The organism is Sphaerotilus sp. FB-3, assembly GCF_023706025.1.
GTDB lineage: Bacteria > Pseudomonadota > Gammaproteobacteria > Burkholderiales > Burkholderiaceae_C > Sphaerotilus > Sphaerotilus sulfidivorans.
Map to the genome: position 1 here is coordinate 87,315 of NZ_BQWE01000017.1, position 14,425 is coordinate 101,739.

The following is a 14,425-nucleotide window of genomic DNA, read 5'->3' on the forward strand; positions in this document are numbered from 1 at the left end:
CATGGCATACCTCTCTCTTGCGATCTGGATCCCGATCGTCTTCGGGATCATCCTGCTGGCCGTCGGCCGCGATGATCAACCCGGCACCGCGCGCTGGATCGCGCTGGTCGGCGCGCTGGTCAGCTTCCTGGTCACGATCCCGGTGATCACCGGCTTCGACAACTCGACGGCTGCGATGCAGTTCGTCGAGAAGATCAGCTGGATTCCGCGCTTCAACGTCAACTACCACCTGGGTGTCGATGGCATCTCGATGTGGTTCGTCCCGCTGACCGCCTTCATCACCGTGCTGGTGGTCGGCGCCGGCTGGGAGGTCATCACCGACCGCGCGCATCAGTACATGGGCGCCTTCCTGATCATGTCCGGCCTGACGGTGGGCGTGTTCTCGGCGGTCGACGGCCTGCTGTTCTACGTCTTCTTCGAGGCGACCCTGATCCCGATGTACATCCTCATCGGCATCTGGGGCGGTCCGCGCCGCGTCTACGCCGCGATCAAGTTCTTCCTGTACACGCTGGCCGGCTCGCTGCTGATGCTCGTCGCGCTGATCTACCTGTACTACAAGTCGGGTGGCAGCTTCGACATCCTGACGTGGCACAAGCTGCCGCTGCCGATGGACGTGCAGACGCTGATCTTCTTCGCCTTCCTGGCCGCCTTCGCGGTGAAGGTGCCGATGTGGCCGGTCCACACCTGGCTGCCGGACGCCCACGTCGAGGCGCCCACCGGCGGCTCGATGGTGCTGGCCGCGATCATGCTGAAGCTCGGTGCCTACGGCTTCCTGCGCTTCTCGCTGCCGATCGCACCGGACGCCTCGCATGAGTGGTCCTGGCTGCTGATCACCCTGTCGCTGATCGCCGTGATCTACATCGGTCTGGTGGCGATGGTGCAGAACGACATGAAGAAGCTGGTCGCCTACTCGTCGATCGCGCACATGGGCTTCGTCACCCTGGGCTTCTTCTTCTTCAGCGAGCTGGGCATTTCCGGCGGTCTGGTGCAGATGGTCTCGCACGGCTTCGTGTCGGGCGCGATGTTCTTCTCGATCGGCGTGCTGTACGACCGCGTGCACTCCCGCGAGATCGCCAGCTACGGCGGCGTGGTCAACACGATGCCCAAGTTCGCCGCCTTCGCGGTCTTCTTCGGCATGGCCAATGCCGGTCTGCCGGGCACGGCGGGCTTCATCGGCGAGTGGATGGTCATCCTGGGCGCGGTGAAGTACAACTTCTGGATCGGCCTGCTGGCCGCCACCGCGCTGATCTTCGGCGCCGCCTACACGCTGTGGATGGTCAAGCGCGTCTACTTCGGCGATGTCGCCAACGACCATGTCCGCGAGCTGACCGACATCAACGCCCGAGAATTCGCGATCCTGGCGATCCTGGCCCTGTGCACGCTGGGCATGGGCCTGTATCCCAAGCCCTTCACCGACGTGATGCATGTGTCGGTGACCGAGCTGATCCGCCACGTCGGCGTCTCGAAACTGTGATCACGGAGCGCTGCACCCCATGACTGCAATGAACTGGCTCGCGGTGTATCCCGAGATCTTCCTGCTGGTGATGACCTGCGTGGTCGCGCTGGCCGACCTCTACGTCACCGACCCGAAGCGCACGCCCACCCATGTGCTCACGCTGCTGACGCTGGCCGGCGTCGGTGCGATGCACTGGACCTACATCCAGGACGGCGAGACCCTCTATGCGATGAACCGCATGGTGGTGTCCGATCCGATGGGTCACCTGCTGGCCCTGTTTGCGGTGATCGCGATCGCGGTCACGCTGATCTACGCGCGTCCCTATGCCGAGAGCCGCGAGATGCTCAAGGGCGAGCTGTATTCGCTCAGCCTGTTCTCGCTGCTGGGCATCTCGGTGATGGTGTCGGCCAACAACCTGCTGGTGACCTACATCGGCCTGGAGCTGATGAGCCTGTCGCTGTACGCGCTGGTAGCGCTGCGCCGCGACCACGCCCAGTCGACCGAAGCCGCGATGAAGTACTTCGTGCTCGGCGCCCTGGCTTCCGGCTTCCTGCTCTACGGCATGTCGATGCTGTATGGCGCGACCGGCTCGCTGGACATCGGCACCATCTTCGACGTCATCGCCAAGGGCGAGGCCAACCGCCAGGTCCTGACCTTCGGTCTGGTGTTCATCGTCTCCGGCCTGGCCTTCAAGCTCGGTGCCGTGCCCTTCCACATGTGGGTGCCGGACGTCTACCAGGGCGCGCCGACCGCCGCCACGCTGCTGATCGCCGGTGCGCCGAAGATCGCCTCCTTCGGCATGGCGATGCGCCTGCTGGTCGACGGCATGATGGGTCTGGCGGCCGACTGGCAGCAGATGCTGGGCGTGCTGGCGGTGTGCTCGCTGCTGATCGGCAACCTGGCGGCGATCGCGCAGACCAACCTCAAGCGCATGCTGGCCTACTCGACCATCGCGCAAATGGGCTTCCTGCTGCTGGGCATGATCGCCGGCGTGGTCAACGGCAACACCCTGTCGGCCGCCAACGCCTACAGCTCGTCGCTGTTCTACATCCTGACCTATGTGGTCACGACGCTGGGCACCTTCGGTCTGATCATGCTGCTGGCGCGCCAGGGCTTCGAGGCCGAGGACATCGCCGACCTGGCCGGCCTGCACAAGCGCAGCCCGGTGCTGGCCGCGGTGATGGCGATCTTCCTGTTCTCGCTGGCCGGCGTGCCGCCGATGGTGGGCTTCCACGCCAAGCTGGCGGTGCTGCAGGCGCTGATCTCCACCAATGATCCGGTGCTGATCCAGCTGGCCATCTTCGGTGTGGTGATGTCGCTGATCGGCGCCTTCTACTACATCCGCGTCGTCAAGGTCATGTACTTCGACGAGCCGAAGGACAGCGCGGCGATCGTCATCGCCGGCGGCCCGCGCACTGCGCTGTCGCTCAACGGCGCGGCGGTGCTGCTGCTGGGCATCGTTCCGGGCGGCCTGATGACGCTGTGCTCGCAGGCCATCGTCAAGTCGCTGGCCGGCTGACGACGGAGTCCGAGAGGTGAGCTCATCCGCCTCGATCTGGCTGGTGCTGCTGCTGGCAGCGGTGCTGGCCAACCTGCCGTTCATCACCGAGCGGCTTCTGGCCTTCGGCCCGCTGCGCGCGCCGAAGTCCCTGGCCTGGCGCCTGCTGGAGCTGCTGCTGCATACCGGGATCGTCATCCTGGTCGGGCGGCTGCTGGAGTCACGCGCCGGCCAGATGGTCCCGCAGGGCTGGCAGTTCTACGCCGTGCTGCTGTGCCTGATGCTGACGCTGGCCTTTCCCGGCTTCGTCTGGCGCTATCTGCGCCGTCAGCGCTGAAGTCCATGCTGCCTGATCTTGCCGATCTGCCCGAGGGCGACGACCACCTGCGCGAGCAGCGCCTGGACTCGACGCTGGCCCACTCGGGCCGCTTCCTGCAGGTGATGCACGACACGGTGCGCCTGCCCGACGGGTCGGTCTCCTACCGCGAATACATCGTCCACCCGGGCGCGGTCATGGTGGTGCCGATCCTCGACGACGGCCGCCTGCTGCTCGAGCGCCAGTACCGCTACCCGCATCACCGCGCCTTCATCGAGTTTCCCGCGGGCAAGATCGACGCCGGCGAGGCGGGCATCACCTGCGGCGTGCGCGAGCTGCACGAAGAGACCGGCTGCAGCGCCGCCGAGTGGGCGCTGGCCGGCGAGCTGCGCAACGCGATCGCCTATTCCGACGAGCGCATCGAGATCTGGTTCGCACGCGGCCTGACGGTCGGCGAGCGCCGGCTCGACGAGGGCGAGTTCCTCGATGTCTTCGCCGCCAGCGAGCAGCAGCTCTCCGACTGGATCCGCGACGGCGAGGTGACCGACGCCAAGACGATGATCGCGCTGCTGTGGCTGCAGCAATGGCGCGCCGGCCGCTGGGCCTTGGACTGGCGGCCTGCCGAGGCCTGGAGCCGCGGCCGATAATTCCGGTCCATGAAAGTATTCGATCTGCAGTGCGAGGCCGGGCACGGCTTCGAGGGCTGGTTCGGCTCCGAGGAGGACTACCAGTCCCAGTGCGCGCGCGGCCTGCTGACCTGTCCGCTGTGCGGCAGTGCCGAGGTGGTGCGCCTGCCCTCGGCGCCGCGGCTGAACCTGTCGACCTCGCGGGCCGAGACCCCGAGCGCACGCTCTGCTGCACCTGTCCAGGTGCCGTCGCCCCGACCGGTCTCCCATCCGGCCCCCGCGGCCACGCCCGAGCGGCAGCAGGCCGAGGCGATCTTCCTGCAGGCGGTGCGCCATGTGCTGGCGCATACCGAGGATGTCGGTCCGCGCTTCGCCGAGGAAGCCCGGCGCATTCATCACGGCGATGCCGAGGCCCGCGGCATTCGCGGCCAGGCCACGCCCGAGGAGCGCCGCGAGCTGCGCGAGGAGGGCATCGGGGTGCTGGCGCTGCCGGTGCCCGAAGGGCTGGACGGCCCGCTGCAGTAGATGCAGCCAACAAGGCCCCTGGGATGAGCCGGGCGGGTTCGCTGCGTCGGGCTTTCAGCCTGCCGGCAGCATCCGGTCCGGGTTCATCCGGCCGTCCGGGTCCAGTGCCTGCTTGATCGAGCGCATCAGCGCCAGCGCCACCGGCGACTTGCGCCGCTGCAGCTCGTCGCGCTTGAGCCGGCCGATGCCGTGCTCGGCCGAGATCGTGCCGCGGTGTGCCTGCACCGCATCGTGCACCAGCATGTTGACCGCGTCTTCCTGCTCGTCCAGGAAGCGGCCCGGATCCTCGCCCTCGGGCGCCTGCACGTTGTAGTGCAGGTTGCCGTCGCCCAGGTGGCCGAAGGTGACCGGGCGCACGCCGGGCCAGCGCGCGCGCAGCGCCGCATCCGTGCGGGCCACGAACTCGGGAATCGCCGACACCGGCAGCCCGATGTCGTGCTTGATGTTGAGCCCCTCGGCCGACTGCGCCGCCGACACCGACTCGCGCAGCTGCCACATCGCGCGTGACTGCACCAGCGACCGCGCCACCGCCGCGTCGCCGATCATGCCCGCGTCCAGCGCGCGCGCCAGCAGCGCCTCGAGCAGGCCCTGCGCATGGGCCTCGCCCTCGCTGTCGGAGAGTTCCAGCAGCACCGTCCAGGCGCAGGCCGGCAGTGGCTGCGGGATCTGCGGGAAATGCCGTGCCACCAGCGACAGCGCATGCCGGCCGATCACCTCGAAGCCGGTCAGCGCGTCGCCCGCCTGGCTGCGCGCCAGGCGCAGCAGCGCCACGCAGGCCTCGAGCGAGTCGCAGGCCGCCAGCGCGGTGCGGGTGGCCGCCGGCTGCGGCTGCAGCTTCATGACCGCCGCGGTGATCACGCCCAGCGTGCCCTCGCTGCCGATGTAGAGATGGCGCAGGTCATAGCCGGTGTTGTCCTTGCGCAGGCCGGAGAGCCCGTCCCAGATCTCGCCGGCCGGCGTCACCACCTCCAGCCCCAGGCACAGCTCGCGCGCGTTGCCGTGGCGCAGCACCTGGGTGCCGCCGGCGTTGGTCGCCAGGTTGCCGCCGACGGTGCAGCTGCCCTCCGAGGCCAGGCTCAGCGGCAGCCACAGTCCTTCGGCCTCGGCGGCCTGCTGCGCGGCCTGCAGCACGCAGCCGGCCTCGACCGTCATCGTCAGGTTGGCCGGATCGATCGCGCGCACCCGCTCGAGCCGGCGCAGGCTCAGCAGCAGCTGCGTGCCGCTGGCGTCGGGCACCGAGGCGCCGACCAGGCCGGTGTTGCCGCCCTGCGGCACGACCGCGACGCGGTGCTCGGCGCACAGGCGCATCACCTGCGCGACCTCCTCGGTCGTGCCGGGCCGGGCCACCGCCAGCGCGCGGCCCGGCCAGCGCCGGCGCCAGTCCAGCGTCCAGGCCGACAGGTCGCCTTCGCGCAGCACCTGCGCCGGGCCGATCCGGGCTGCAAGCTGCTCGAGAAACTTCGGGGTGTCCAGGCTCATGCGGCGGGCTCTGCGGTCTTTTCTGCAGCCAGCAGACGGCCGGCTGCCAGCCGTGCACGCACATGCCAGGCGCAGGCGCCGAACAGCAGCACCGACAGCACGATCTCGGTCAGGGCCAGCGCCGGGCCCAGGCCGCGTTCGCCCAGCACCCGCACGCCGCCCTCGGCTGCGTAGAGCCAGACCGCCAGACTCAGCCAGCGGTAGGTGTAGAGCCGCATGCGCCACAGGCCGGGCAGGGCCAGCACCAGCGGCAGCACCTTGATCACCAGCGTACCGCGCCCGGTCGGGGCCAGCACCAGCTCCCACAGCAGCCCCAGCACGACCAGCGCCAGGCACAGTCCGAAGGTCAGCCAGCGGCTGCGCTGCACCGCGGGCGTGGGCGGTCGCGGCTGGCCGTCGACCGGATCGACCGGATCGGTGGAATGGGCGGCAGTCGGGTGGGGCGAGGGGGCGGGAGCGTCGTTCATGTGGGCAGGGATCGTGTTCGTTCCCGGGCGGGCCGGGGGCTTTGGCATGATATCCGTCATGAATATCTCCCGATCGCACTGGCCCTGGCGCGAGACCCTGCAGACCCTGCGCCAGCGCTTTCGCGAAGACCGGCTGGGCGTGGCGGCCGGCAGCCTGACCTTCACCACCACCGTCTCGCTGGTGCCGCTGCTGACGGTGGCCTTCGCGATCTTCACCGTCTTTCCGATGTTCGCCAGCCTGCGCAAGGCGCTGGAGCTGTACTTCCTGCAGAACCTGGTGCCTGACGCGATCGCGCGGCCGGTGCTGCAGCAGCTCACGCTGTTCGCCACCAAGGCCAGCCGGGTGGGGGCGGTGGGTCTGGTGGTGCTGTTCTTCACCGCGATCGCGATGCTGCTGACCATCGACCGCTCGCTCAACGCGATCTGGCGGGTGCGTCAGCCCCGGTCGCTGACCCGCCGGGTGCTGGTGTACTGGACCACCGCCACGCTCGGGCCGCTGATGCTGGGCTTCAGCCTGTCGCTGACCTCCTGGGCCCTGACCGCGTCGCGCGATGTGGTCGAAAGCCTGCCGGGCGGGGTGGCGCTGCTGCTGGGGCTGGCCGAGCTGCTGCTGATGGCCCTGGGCGCGGCGATGCTGTTCCGCTTCGTGCCCAACACCCAGGTGCGCTGGACCCATGCCCTGGCGGGCGGGATCTTCGTCGCGGTGGCCTTCGAGATCGCCAAGAAGCTGCTGGCCTGGTACTTGAGCCTGGTGCCGACCTACACCACGATCTACGGCGCCTTCGCGACCCTGCCGATCCTGCTGATCTGGATCTATCTGGGCTGGGTCATCGTGCTGCTGGGCGCGGTGGTGGCGGCCTACATGCCCAGCCTGGACCTGCGGGTGCGCCGGCGCGAGTACCGGCCGGGCTGGCGCTTCGTGCTGGCGCTGGAACTGCTGGGCGAGCTGGCCCGGGCGCGTCAGACGCCAGCGCGCGGCATGGCGCTGGCCGCGCTGTGCGAGCGCCTGCGCCTGGACCCGCTGCAGGCCGAGCCGGTGCTGGAGGTGCTGCAGCGCCTCGACTGGATCGGGCTGCTGGCCGAGGACGGCGAGGCGCGCCATGTGCTGCTGGCCGAGCCGGCGGCCACGCCTCTGGCCCCGCTGGTCGAGCGGCTGCTGCTGGCCGGCGATCCGCTGCTGCAGCCGCTGCAGCAGCGCACCGGCCTGTCGGAACTCACCCTGGCCGATGCCCTGGCCAGGCCTGGGGAGCCGGACTGCCTGGAGCCGCAACATTCCGTGAACTGAAGTCCGGCAGCGTGGACCCGGACATGAGCCGGAGCAGCACCCGGACCCGGCAGGTTTTTGTGGTTTCAGCCGGGGAACCTGCGCCCTAGGCTTGCGCAGTTCTCGCAGCCTGCCTGCGAGCATGATTCCTGTTGTTCCCCATTCCAGGCAGTTCGAGGGAAGGAAGTCTGCATGCGCACCAATCTGCCGATCACCCAGCGGGAGTACGCTTTCCCGGCCGGGCAGGCTCTGGTCTCCACGACCGATCTCCAGGGGCGGATCCTCTATTGCAATCCGGCCTTCATCGAGGTCAGCGGCTACACCCGGGAGGAGCTGCTCGGTCAGCCGCACAACATGATTCGCCACCCCGACATGCCGGAAGAGGCCTTCCGCGACATGTGGCAGACGATCGAGTCGGGGCAGCCCTGGTCCGGACTGGTGAAGAACCGGCGCAAGAACGGCGATCACTACTGGGTCATGGCCAATGTGACGCCTCTGCTCGATGGCGATCGACCGGTGGGCTACATGTCGGTGCGCACCCTGCCTGACCGTCAGCAGGTGAGCGAGGCCGAGACCTTGTATGCCCGCATGCGCGAGGCGGCGAGCCGGGGCGGCGGCGGACCGCGCCTGCAGGCGGGTCGTCTGGCGCCTCAGGGCGTGCTGGCCCGCGGGTTGGACCGCCTGCAGGGCGACGGTCACTGGCGCACCCAGGCGCTGTGCCTGCTTGGCGTGGCCGGCGGCTGGGGCGGCGCGTAGCTGATGTCGCTCTGGCCCGGGCAGCTTGCCGCGACGGCGGCGGCGGCGCTCCTGGCTGCCGGTGTGTCGGTCGGCGTGGCCGCGCTGATCCGCCGGCAGAACCAGGAGCCGCTGAAGGCGCTGCTGCGCTTTGCCAACCGGCTGGCTGCTGGCGATCTGACCGGACAGCTGCCGACCGGCCAGCCCGGGCTGAGCGGCCGGCTGGCGCGAGCGCTCAATCAGCTCTCGGTCAACCTGATGGCCATCGTCGGCGACACCCGTGCCGGCGTCGAGCGGCTGCGGCACACCTCGCATGATCTGGCCAGCGGCAACCGCAATCTGGCCGAGCGCACCGAATCCCAGGCCTCCAGCCTGGAGCAGACCTCCGCGTCGATGGCCGAGATCACCGAGACGGTGCGGCACAGCGCCGACACCGCCCGCGATGTCGCCGATGTGGCGCGCCAGGCGGCCGACGTGACCGCGCGCAGCACCGAGGCGGTCAAGGAGGTCACCGTCACGGTCGAGGCGATCGCCGACGCCTCGCGACGCATCCGCGAGATCACCCAGGTGATCGACGGCATCGCGCTGCAGACCAATCTGCTGGCGCTCAATGCCGCGGTGGAGGCCGCACGCGCTGGCGAGCAGGGACGGGGTTTCGGTGTCGTGGCCGGCGAGGTGCGCCAGCTCGCGCAGCGCACCTCGGTGGCGGCCCGCGAGATCAAGGACCTGATCGAGGATGCCGGTCTGAAGGTCGAGGCCGGCTCCGAGCAGACCCGTCGGGCCTGCGGCACGATGGAGGAGGCCCAGGTGGCGGTGCAGCGCATGAGCGAGCTGGTGGCGGGCATCAGCGCCGGTGCCTCCGAGCAGCTCAACGGCATCTCCCAGATCAACGAGGCGGTCTCGCACATGGATCAGCTCACGCAGAAGAACGCGGCGCTGGTCGACGAGCTGTCCTCGGCATCCGAGACGGTCACCGGCCAGGCCCAGGCGGTGACCGAGGCGGTGGCGGTGTTCCGGCTCGATGCGGCGGCACCGGCGCTGGCCCACGCCAGCGATGCGGTCAGCCTGCGTCGGGAGATGAAGGCGCGTCGGCTGGCGACGGCCTGACTGGACGGGCCGTCGCCTCGGCCTGCAGCACCGCCTGCAGCGCAGCGACGAAGCCTTCGGGGTCATCCTCCATCATCGCGTGGCCGGCCTGAGGCAGCGTCTGCTGCCCGGCCTGCAGCGCATCCCTCAGCGCCGCGGCGCGTCGCACCGGGGTCATCTGGTCGAGCTCGCCGCAGATCAGGTGGCAGCGCGGCGGGCCGCCGGCCTCGGTCGCTTCGGTCAGCAGGCGGGCTGCCGCCAGCGCGCTGTCATGGCGGTCACAGGCGGCCAGATCCAGCTCCAGCAAGGTGCGCCGGCCTTCGGGCAGCCGCCGTGCATCGCAGCCGGCCAGCACCCGCTGCATGCGTGCCCGGCTGGCGGCCTGGCGCTCGGCACGGCCGTCCGACGGGCCCGCATGTGACAGCGAGGCGATCAGCTCGATCGCCTGGAGCGGGGCTTGGGCAGCCTGCTGCAGCAGCACCGGCGCCACCCGCATCGGGAACGCGGTGCCGACCATCACCAGATCGCTGATCTGCGGATCCTGTGGCGCCTTGTCAGGCCCCGCCAGACGTGCGGCCACCTCCAGCGCGATCAGCGAGCCCATGCTGTGGCCGACCAGCACGATCCGCCCGAGCCCGGCCGATCGCAGCAGGGCCAGCAGGGTGTCGGCCATCGCGCCGATGTCCGCGTCAGGCGGGCCCTCGCTGAGGCCGTGGCCGGGCAGGTCCGGCACCAGCACGCCCAGGCCCTGCGTCCGGCACCAGCGCGCCGCATGCGTCCAGACGCTCCGGTCGTTGAGCGCGCCATGCACGAACACGACACATCGTGAATCGGGGGCGGCGCCAGGCGCCTGGTCGGCATGCAGCTGGCGTCCGGCCAGCGTGAATCGCATCGGCATCACACAGGTCTCCTTGGGGTGAACTCGGGCAGGATGTGGGCTATATTGGCGCAACAGCACCGTTTCTTGCGTCCCGAATCCGACAACTCCAAGGACCTCCCCATGAAAGTCAGCGACATCCTGCGTGTCAAGGGAAACACGCTCTTCACCGTCACCCCGAACCAGCCGCTGGCCGAAGCCGTGGCCGTGATGGCCGAGCATGACATCGGCTCGCTGGTGGTCATGGAGCACGGCGACCTGGTCGGCATGCTCACCTTCCGCGAGGTCATCCAGGCGGTCGTGCGCAACCAGGGCTCCATCGGCGCGATGACGGTGCGTGGCGTGATGGATGACCACCCGCTGACCTGCACGCCCGGCACCGAGATGGACGAAGTGCGTCGCATGATGCTCGAGCGCCATGCCCGCTACATGCCGGTCATGAGCGCCCGCACGCTGATGGGCGTGATCTCCTTCTACGACGTGGCCAAGGCGGTGGTCGACAGCCAGGACTTCGAGAACCGCATGCTCAAGGCCTACATCCGCGACTGGCCGGCCGAGGCGGGCAGCGACGAGGCGGCCTCGCGCACCTGAACCTGGTGCACCTGATCGGGCTCATCGCCATTCTCTGACGGCAGCACGACCGTCAGGTAGTCGCCCAGCTCGCGGATGCGGCGCAGCACCTCGCCGCTCTCGTCCAGACGAAGCACCGGAACCGGGTGGTCGTAGTCGCCGCGCTGGAGTGCGTCCAGCGCCTGCTGCGCCTGCAGCAGCGGCTCGGTCAGGGCGCGCCCATGCGACTGCACCAGCGCCAGCGCCAGGCCGAGTGCGCCCAGCAGCAGTGCGCCTGCCAGCGGACTGCCGGCCGGACCGGGCCACTGATGCGACACCAGCAGCGCCAGCGTGGCCAGGCCAAGCGGCAGCAGGGCGCAGAGCAGCAGCCGAGTCCGGATCGACAAGACCGTGCGACGGCTGCGGCGAGAGCGGTGGACAGGACGAGATCGCTTGGGCATGGTTGTTTCTGCTTGTAACAGATCTGACCATGCCATAAAAAAAGCACGGCGCCCTTAAGGGGCCGTGCTGTCAACGAGTCAGGATGACTCGAGGCTGGAACCGAAAGCGGTCACCCGGTCACATGTCGAGCATCGAGCCGGTCAGGCCCATGTCGGAGCTGCCCATCAGGGCCTCGATGTCGAGCAGGATGAGCATGCGCTCCTGCAGGCTGGCGATGCCGGTGATGTAGTGGGTGTCGACGCTGGCATCCATGTCCGGCGTGGGGCGGACTGCCTCGCCGGGCAGCTCCAGCACATCCGACACCGAATCCACCACCGCGCCGACGACACGACCGTTGATGTTCAGCACGATCACGACGGTGAAGCTGTTGTACTCGGCCGAGTCGCAGCCGAATTTCAGCCGCAGGTCGACGATCGGCACGATGACGCCGCGCAGATTGACCACACCCTTGAAGCAGGATGCGGCGTTGGCGATGCGGGTCGGTGCCTCATAGGAGCGGATTTCCTGGACCTTGAGGATGTCGATGCCGTATTCCTCGTTGCCCAGGCGGAAGGTCAGGTACTCGCCGCGCAGGTGGGCCATGCTGCCGCCCTCGGAGCCAGCCTGGCCGCGCTGCTGGGACTTGCTCGAGGCGCCGGAAGGGGAGCGGGTCGCGGTGGGGGTTTCGAAAGCCGTGCTCATGGGAGGTCCCTGGTGACGATGGATGGATTTTCGGTATCGACAGGCCTGGGGAAGTCCTGAGCAGCAGGGCATTCGCCGGACAATTCGCGCCGTCTCGGCCGGCCGGGACCGGGCGCCTACAATCGCCGCCATTTCCTCGAACTCTGAGCGCGTCCTCCCACCATGTCCGGCAGCACCTTCGGCCTCCTGTTTCGCGTCACCAACTTCGGCGAGAGCCACGGCCCGGCGATCGGCTGCGTCATCGATGGCTGCCCTCCGGGGCTCGAGCTCTCCAAAGCGGACATCCAGCCTGATCTGGACCGCCGCCGCCCCGGCACCAGCCGCCATGTGACGCAGCGCAACGAGCCCGACGCTGTGGAGATCCTCTCCGGCGTCTATGAAGGCAAGACCACCGGCACGCCGATCTGCCTGCTGATCCGCAACACCGACCAGCGCAGCAAGGACTACGGCAACATTCTCGACACTTTCCGTCCCGGCCACGCCGACTACACCTACTGGCGCCGCTACGGCCTGCGCGACCCGCGCGGCGGCGGGCGCTCGTCGGCACGGCTGACCGCGCCGATGGTGGCTGCCGGTGCGGTGGCCAAGAAATGGCTGCAGCAGCGCCACGGCACCACCTTCGCCGGCTGGATGACCCAGCTCGGCGACGTGGCGATCCCGTTCGAGGACGAGGCGCAGATCCCGGTCAATCCCTTCTTCGCGCCGGCAGGCACGGCCAAGGTGGCCGAGCTCGAGGCCTACATGGACGCGCTGCGCAAGTCCGGCGACTCGGTCGGCGCGCGGCTGAAGGTGGTGGCGCGTGGCGTGCCCGTCGGGCTGGGCGAGCCACTGTTCGACAAGCTCGACGCCGACATCGCGCACGCGATGATGGGCATCAACGCGGTCAAGGGCGTTGAGATCGGTGACGGCTTCGGTGTGGTGACGCAGCGCGGCAGCGAGCACGGCGACGAGATGCTGCCGACCGGCTTCGCCAGCAACCATGCCGGCGGCGTGCTCGGTGGCCTCTCGACCGGTCAGGACCTGGAGGTCTCCATCGCGATCAAGCCGACCAGCTCGATCCGCATCCCGAAGGCCTCGGTCAACCGCGCCAGTGAGCCGACCTCGGTTGAAACCTTCGGCCGCCACGACCCGTGCGTGGGCATCCGTGCCACGCCGATCGCCGAGGCGATGCTGGCGCTGGTGGTGATGGACCATGTGCTGCGCTGGCGCGCGCAGTGCGCGGATGTCGTGCTGCCGGTGCCGCCGCTGGCCGGCCAAGTCGCACCTCAGGCCTGAGATCGGCTTCGGCCGCGTTCAGCGCTGCTGGATGCGCCGGATCGCCTGCCGGGACGAGTGGCCGCGTCTGACCTCGATGCGGCCTGCCTGCAGGTCCAGGGTCACGGTGCGCGGCACGAAGTCGCCGACATCGACCGCCTGCAGATCGAAGCCGTGGTGGTCGATCAGCTCGCAGCCGATGGCGATGTTGCGCTCGCCGATGTTGAAGTTCGGGCCGTCCCGGCCCGGCATGGTGTCGGCGCCGCCGTAGAGGTGGGTCTGGAAATCCGCGGGCCGGGTGCCGCTGCGCTCGATCGCCTGCAGCAGCAGACCGATCGCCTCGTCGCCGAAGCGGGCGTCGGGCGAGCCGTCGCGGCGCTGCCTGCCGGGCAGCAGGTAGTGGCACATCGCGCCGATGCGTCGCTGCGGATGCCACAGCACCAACGCGACGCACGAGCCCAGCAGCGTGCGCACCGTGCCGGCCTGGGTGCCGAAGTAGAGCTGGCCGGCCAGCAGGTTCAGGGCATGGCCCTGGCGGGGCTGCACGAAGCCGGAGACCGGTTCGCGGTGGTGTACCGCCGCTTCAGTGAGGCGGCTGCGCATGCTGGCGATGCTCGCCGATCAGCCCGACCAGGCGCTGCGGATCGAGGATCGCGGCCAGATCGAGCTCGGGCGTGGCCTGCTGGCGGTGGCGCACCATGCTGCGCAGATGCGCCGCGTCGATGCGCGTGCCCAGCCGCGGTACCGGCTCGAGGTCGCGTTCGGCGATGTTGATGACCTCCTGCACCGCGTCGACCAGCACGCCCAGCGTCTGCGTGCCGCCGTCGTCGGGCAGGCAGACGTCGACGATGACGATGCAGGTGCGTCGGCCGATGACGGTGGCGGGCAGGCCGAGCCGGGCGCCGAGGTCGATCACCGGCACGACGACGCCGCGCAGGTTCATCACGCCGCGAACGAAGGCCGGCATCAGCGGCAGCGGCGTCATGTGGCCGACCTCGAGGATCTCGCGCACCAGGTCGATGCGCACCGCGCAGGGCTCCAGGCCGAGCGCGAAGCACAGGAACTGGTGCAGCGGCGATCCGTCGTCCTCCCGGGCCGGCTGGCCGTGACCGCGGGAGGCGGAAGCGATCGATGAGGCGATCATGGCAGG

17 protein-coding genes are annotated in these 14,425 nt (G+C 69.3%); 10 read left to right on the forward strand and 7 right to left on the reverse strand.

What is annotated here, in order from left to right; translation table 11 throughout:
- Position 1: 1 nt before the first annotated feature.
- The 5 genes from NFT33_RS10015 to NFT33_RS10035 are packed head-to-tail and all read left to right on the forward strand — an operon-like array spanning position 2 to position 4,421.
- On the forward strand, positions 2-1,474 hold the full coding sequence (locus NFT33_RS10015; RefSeq protein WP_251675032.1) for an NADH-quinone oxidoreductase subunit M: 1,473 nt from the start codon (positions 2-4) through the stop codon (positions 1,472-1,474).
- A 19-nt stretch (positions 1,475-1,493) separates the two neighbouring features.
- The gene (gene nuoN / locus NFT33_RS10020) at positions 1,494-2,975 is read left to right on the forward strand and encodes an NADH-quinone oxidoreductase subunit NuoN (RefSeq protein ID WP_251675034.1); all 1,482 of its coding nucleotides are present in this window, start codon (positions 1,494-1,496) and stop codon (positions 2,973-2,975) included.
- Positions 2,976-2,991: 16 nt separating this feature from the next.
- Complete coding sequence (locus NFT33_RS10025) at positions 2,992-3,291, forward strand: DUF2818 family protein (RefSeq protein ID WP_220786228.1); 300 nt, start codon at positions 2,992-2,994, stop codon at positions 3,289-3,291.
- A gap of 5 nt (positions 3,292-3,296) precedes the next feature.
- The gene (locus tag NFT33_RS10030) at positions 3,297-3,917 is read left to right on the forward strand and encodes an NUDIX domain-containing protein (protein ID WP_149503919.1); all 621 of its coding nucleotides are present in this window, start codon (positions 3,297-3,299) and stop codon (positions 3,915-3,917) included.
- 9 nt (positions 3,918-3,926) lie between these two features.
- Positions 3,927-4,421: a DUF1178 family protein gene (locus NFT33_RS10035; RefSeq protein ID WP_251675036.1), complete on the forward strand. Its 495-nt coding sequence runs from the start codon at positions 3,927-3,929 to the stop codon at positions 4,419-4,421.
- A gap of 54 nt (positions 4,422-4,475) precedes the next feature.
- Here the strand turns inward: NFT33_RS10035 and NFT33_RS10040 are convergent, their stop codons facing one another.
- Together NFT33_RS10040 and NFT33_RS10045 are read right to left on the reverse strand one after the other, a co-directional pair.
- Complete coding sequence (locus tag NFT33_RS10040) at positions 4,476-5,900, reverse strand: FAD-binding oxidoreductase (RefSeq protein WP_220786230.1); 1,425 nt, start codon at positions 5,898-5,900, stop codon at positions 4,476-4,478.
- On the reverse strand, positions 5,897-6,367 hold the full coding sequence (locus tag NFT33_RS10045; RefSeq protein WP_309296136.1) for a DUF2069 domain-containing protein: 471 nt from the start codon (positions 6,365-6,367) through the stop codon (positions 5,897-5,899). Before NFT33_RS10045 ends, NFT33_RS10040 begins: the two co-directional genes overlap by 4 nt.
- Before the next feature lie 58 nt (positions 6,368-6,425).
- Between NFT33_RS10045 and NFT33_RS10050 the strand changes: the two genes are divergently transcribed.
- From NFT33_RS10050 to NFT33_RS10055, 3 genes are all read left to right on the forward strand, one after another.
- Positions 6,426-7,652 carry a YihY family inner membrane protein gene (locus NFT33_RS10050; RefSeq protein ID WP_309296137.1) on the forward strand — a complete coding sequence of 409 codons (1,227 nt, stop codon included), beginning with the start codon at positions 6,426-6,428 and terminating at the stop codon, positions 7,650-7,652.
- Between the two features lie 171 nt (positions 7,653-7,823).
- A complete protein-coding gene (locus tag NFT33_RS19240; protein ID WP_309296138.1) occupies positions 7,824-8,387 on the forward strand; it encodes a PAS domain-containing protein in 564 nt (187 codons plus the stop codon).
- A gap of 3 nt (positions 8,388-8,390) precedes the next feature.
- Positions 8,391-9,473 carry a methyl-accepting chemotaxis protein gene (locus tag NFT33_RS10055; protein WP_309296139.1) on the forward strand — a complete coding sequence of 361 codons (1,083 nt, stop codon included), beginning with the start codon at positions 8,391-8,393 and terminating at the stop codon, positions 9,471-9,473.
- On the opposite strand, the gene NFT33_RS10060 is transcribed toward NFT33_RS10055, so the two are convergent.
- Positions 9,427-10,350, reverse strand: coding sequence for an alpha/beta fold hydrolase (locus NFT33_RS10060; RefSeq protein WP_251675041.1), 924 nt, complete (start codon positions 10,348-10,350; stop codon positions 9,427-9,429). The genes NFT33_RS10055 and NFT33_RS10060 overlap by 47 nt on opposite strands.
- A 102-nt stretch (positions 10,351-10,452) precedes the next feature.
- Between NFT33_RS10060 and NFT33_RS10065 the strand changes: the two genes are divergently transcribed.
- Complete coding sequence (locus tag NFT33_RS10065) at positions 10,453-10,920, forward strand: CBS domain-containing protein (RefSeq protein ID WP_149503912.1); 468 nt, start codon at positions 10,453-10,455, stop codon at positions 10,918-10,920.
- On the opposite strand, the gene NFT33_RS10070 is transcribed toward NFT33_RS10065, so the two are convergent.
- Entirely contained in the window at positions 10,863-11,285 is a 423-nt protein-coding gene (locus NFT33_RS10070; protein ID WP_149503911.1) for a HAMP domain-containing protein, read from the reverse strand. The genes NFT33_RS10065 and NFT33_RS10070 overlap by 58 nt on opposite strands.
- Positions 11,286-11,457: 172 nt before the next feature.
- A complete protein-coding gene (locus tag NFT33_RS10075; protein WP_244954526.1) occupies positions 11,458-11,922 on the reverse strand; it encodes a chemotaxis protein CheW in 465 nt (154 codons plus the stop codon).
- 261 nt (positions 11,923-12,183) lie between these two features.
- Here NFT33_RS10075 and aroC point away from each other — a divergent pair, with 261 nt between their 5' ends.
- Positions 12,184-13,296, forward strand: a complete 1,113-nt coding sequence (gene aroC, locus NFT33_RS10080) for a chorismate synthase (RefSeq protein ID WP_251675044.1) — start codon at positions 12,184-12,186, stop codon at positions 13,294-13,296.
- Between the two features lie 18 nt (positions 13,297-13,314).
- Here the strand turns inward: aroC and NFT33_RS10085 are convergent, their stop codons facing one another.
- Positions 13,315-13,878 (reverse strand): chemotaxis protein CheD, encoded by a 564-nt coding sequence (locus NFT33_RS10085; protein ID WP_251675046.1) that lies wholly within the window; start codon positions 13,876-13,878, stop codon positions 13,315-13,317.
- Positions 13,859-14,419 (reverse strand): chemotaxis protein CheW, encoded by a 561-nt coding sequence (locus NFT33_RS10090; protein ID WP_173807541.1) that lies wholly within the window; start codon positions 14,417-14,419, stop codon positions 13,859-13,861. The genes NFT33_RS10085 and NFT33_RS10090 overlap by 20 nt, the downstream gene beginning before the upstream one ends.
- Positions 14,420-14,425: the final 6 nt, after the last annotated feature.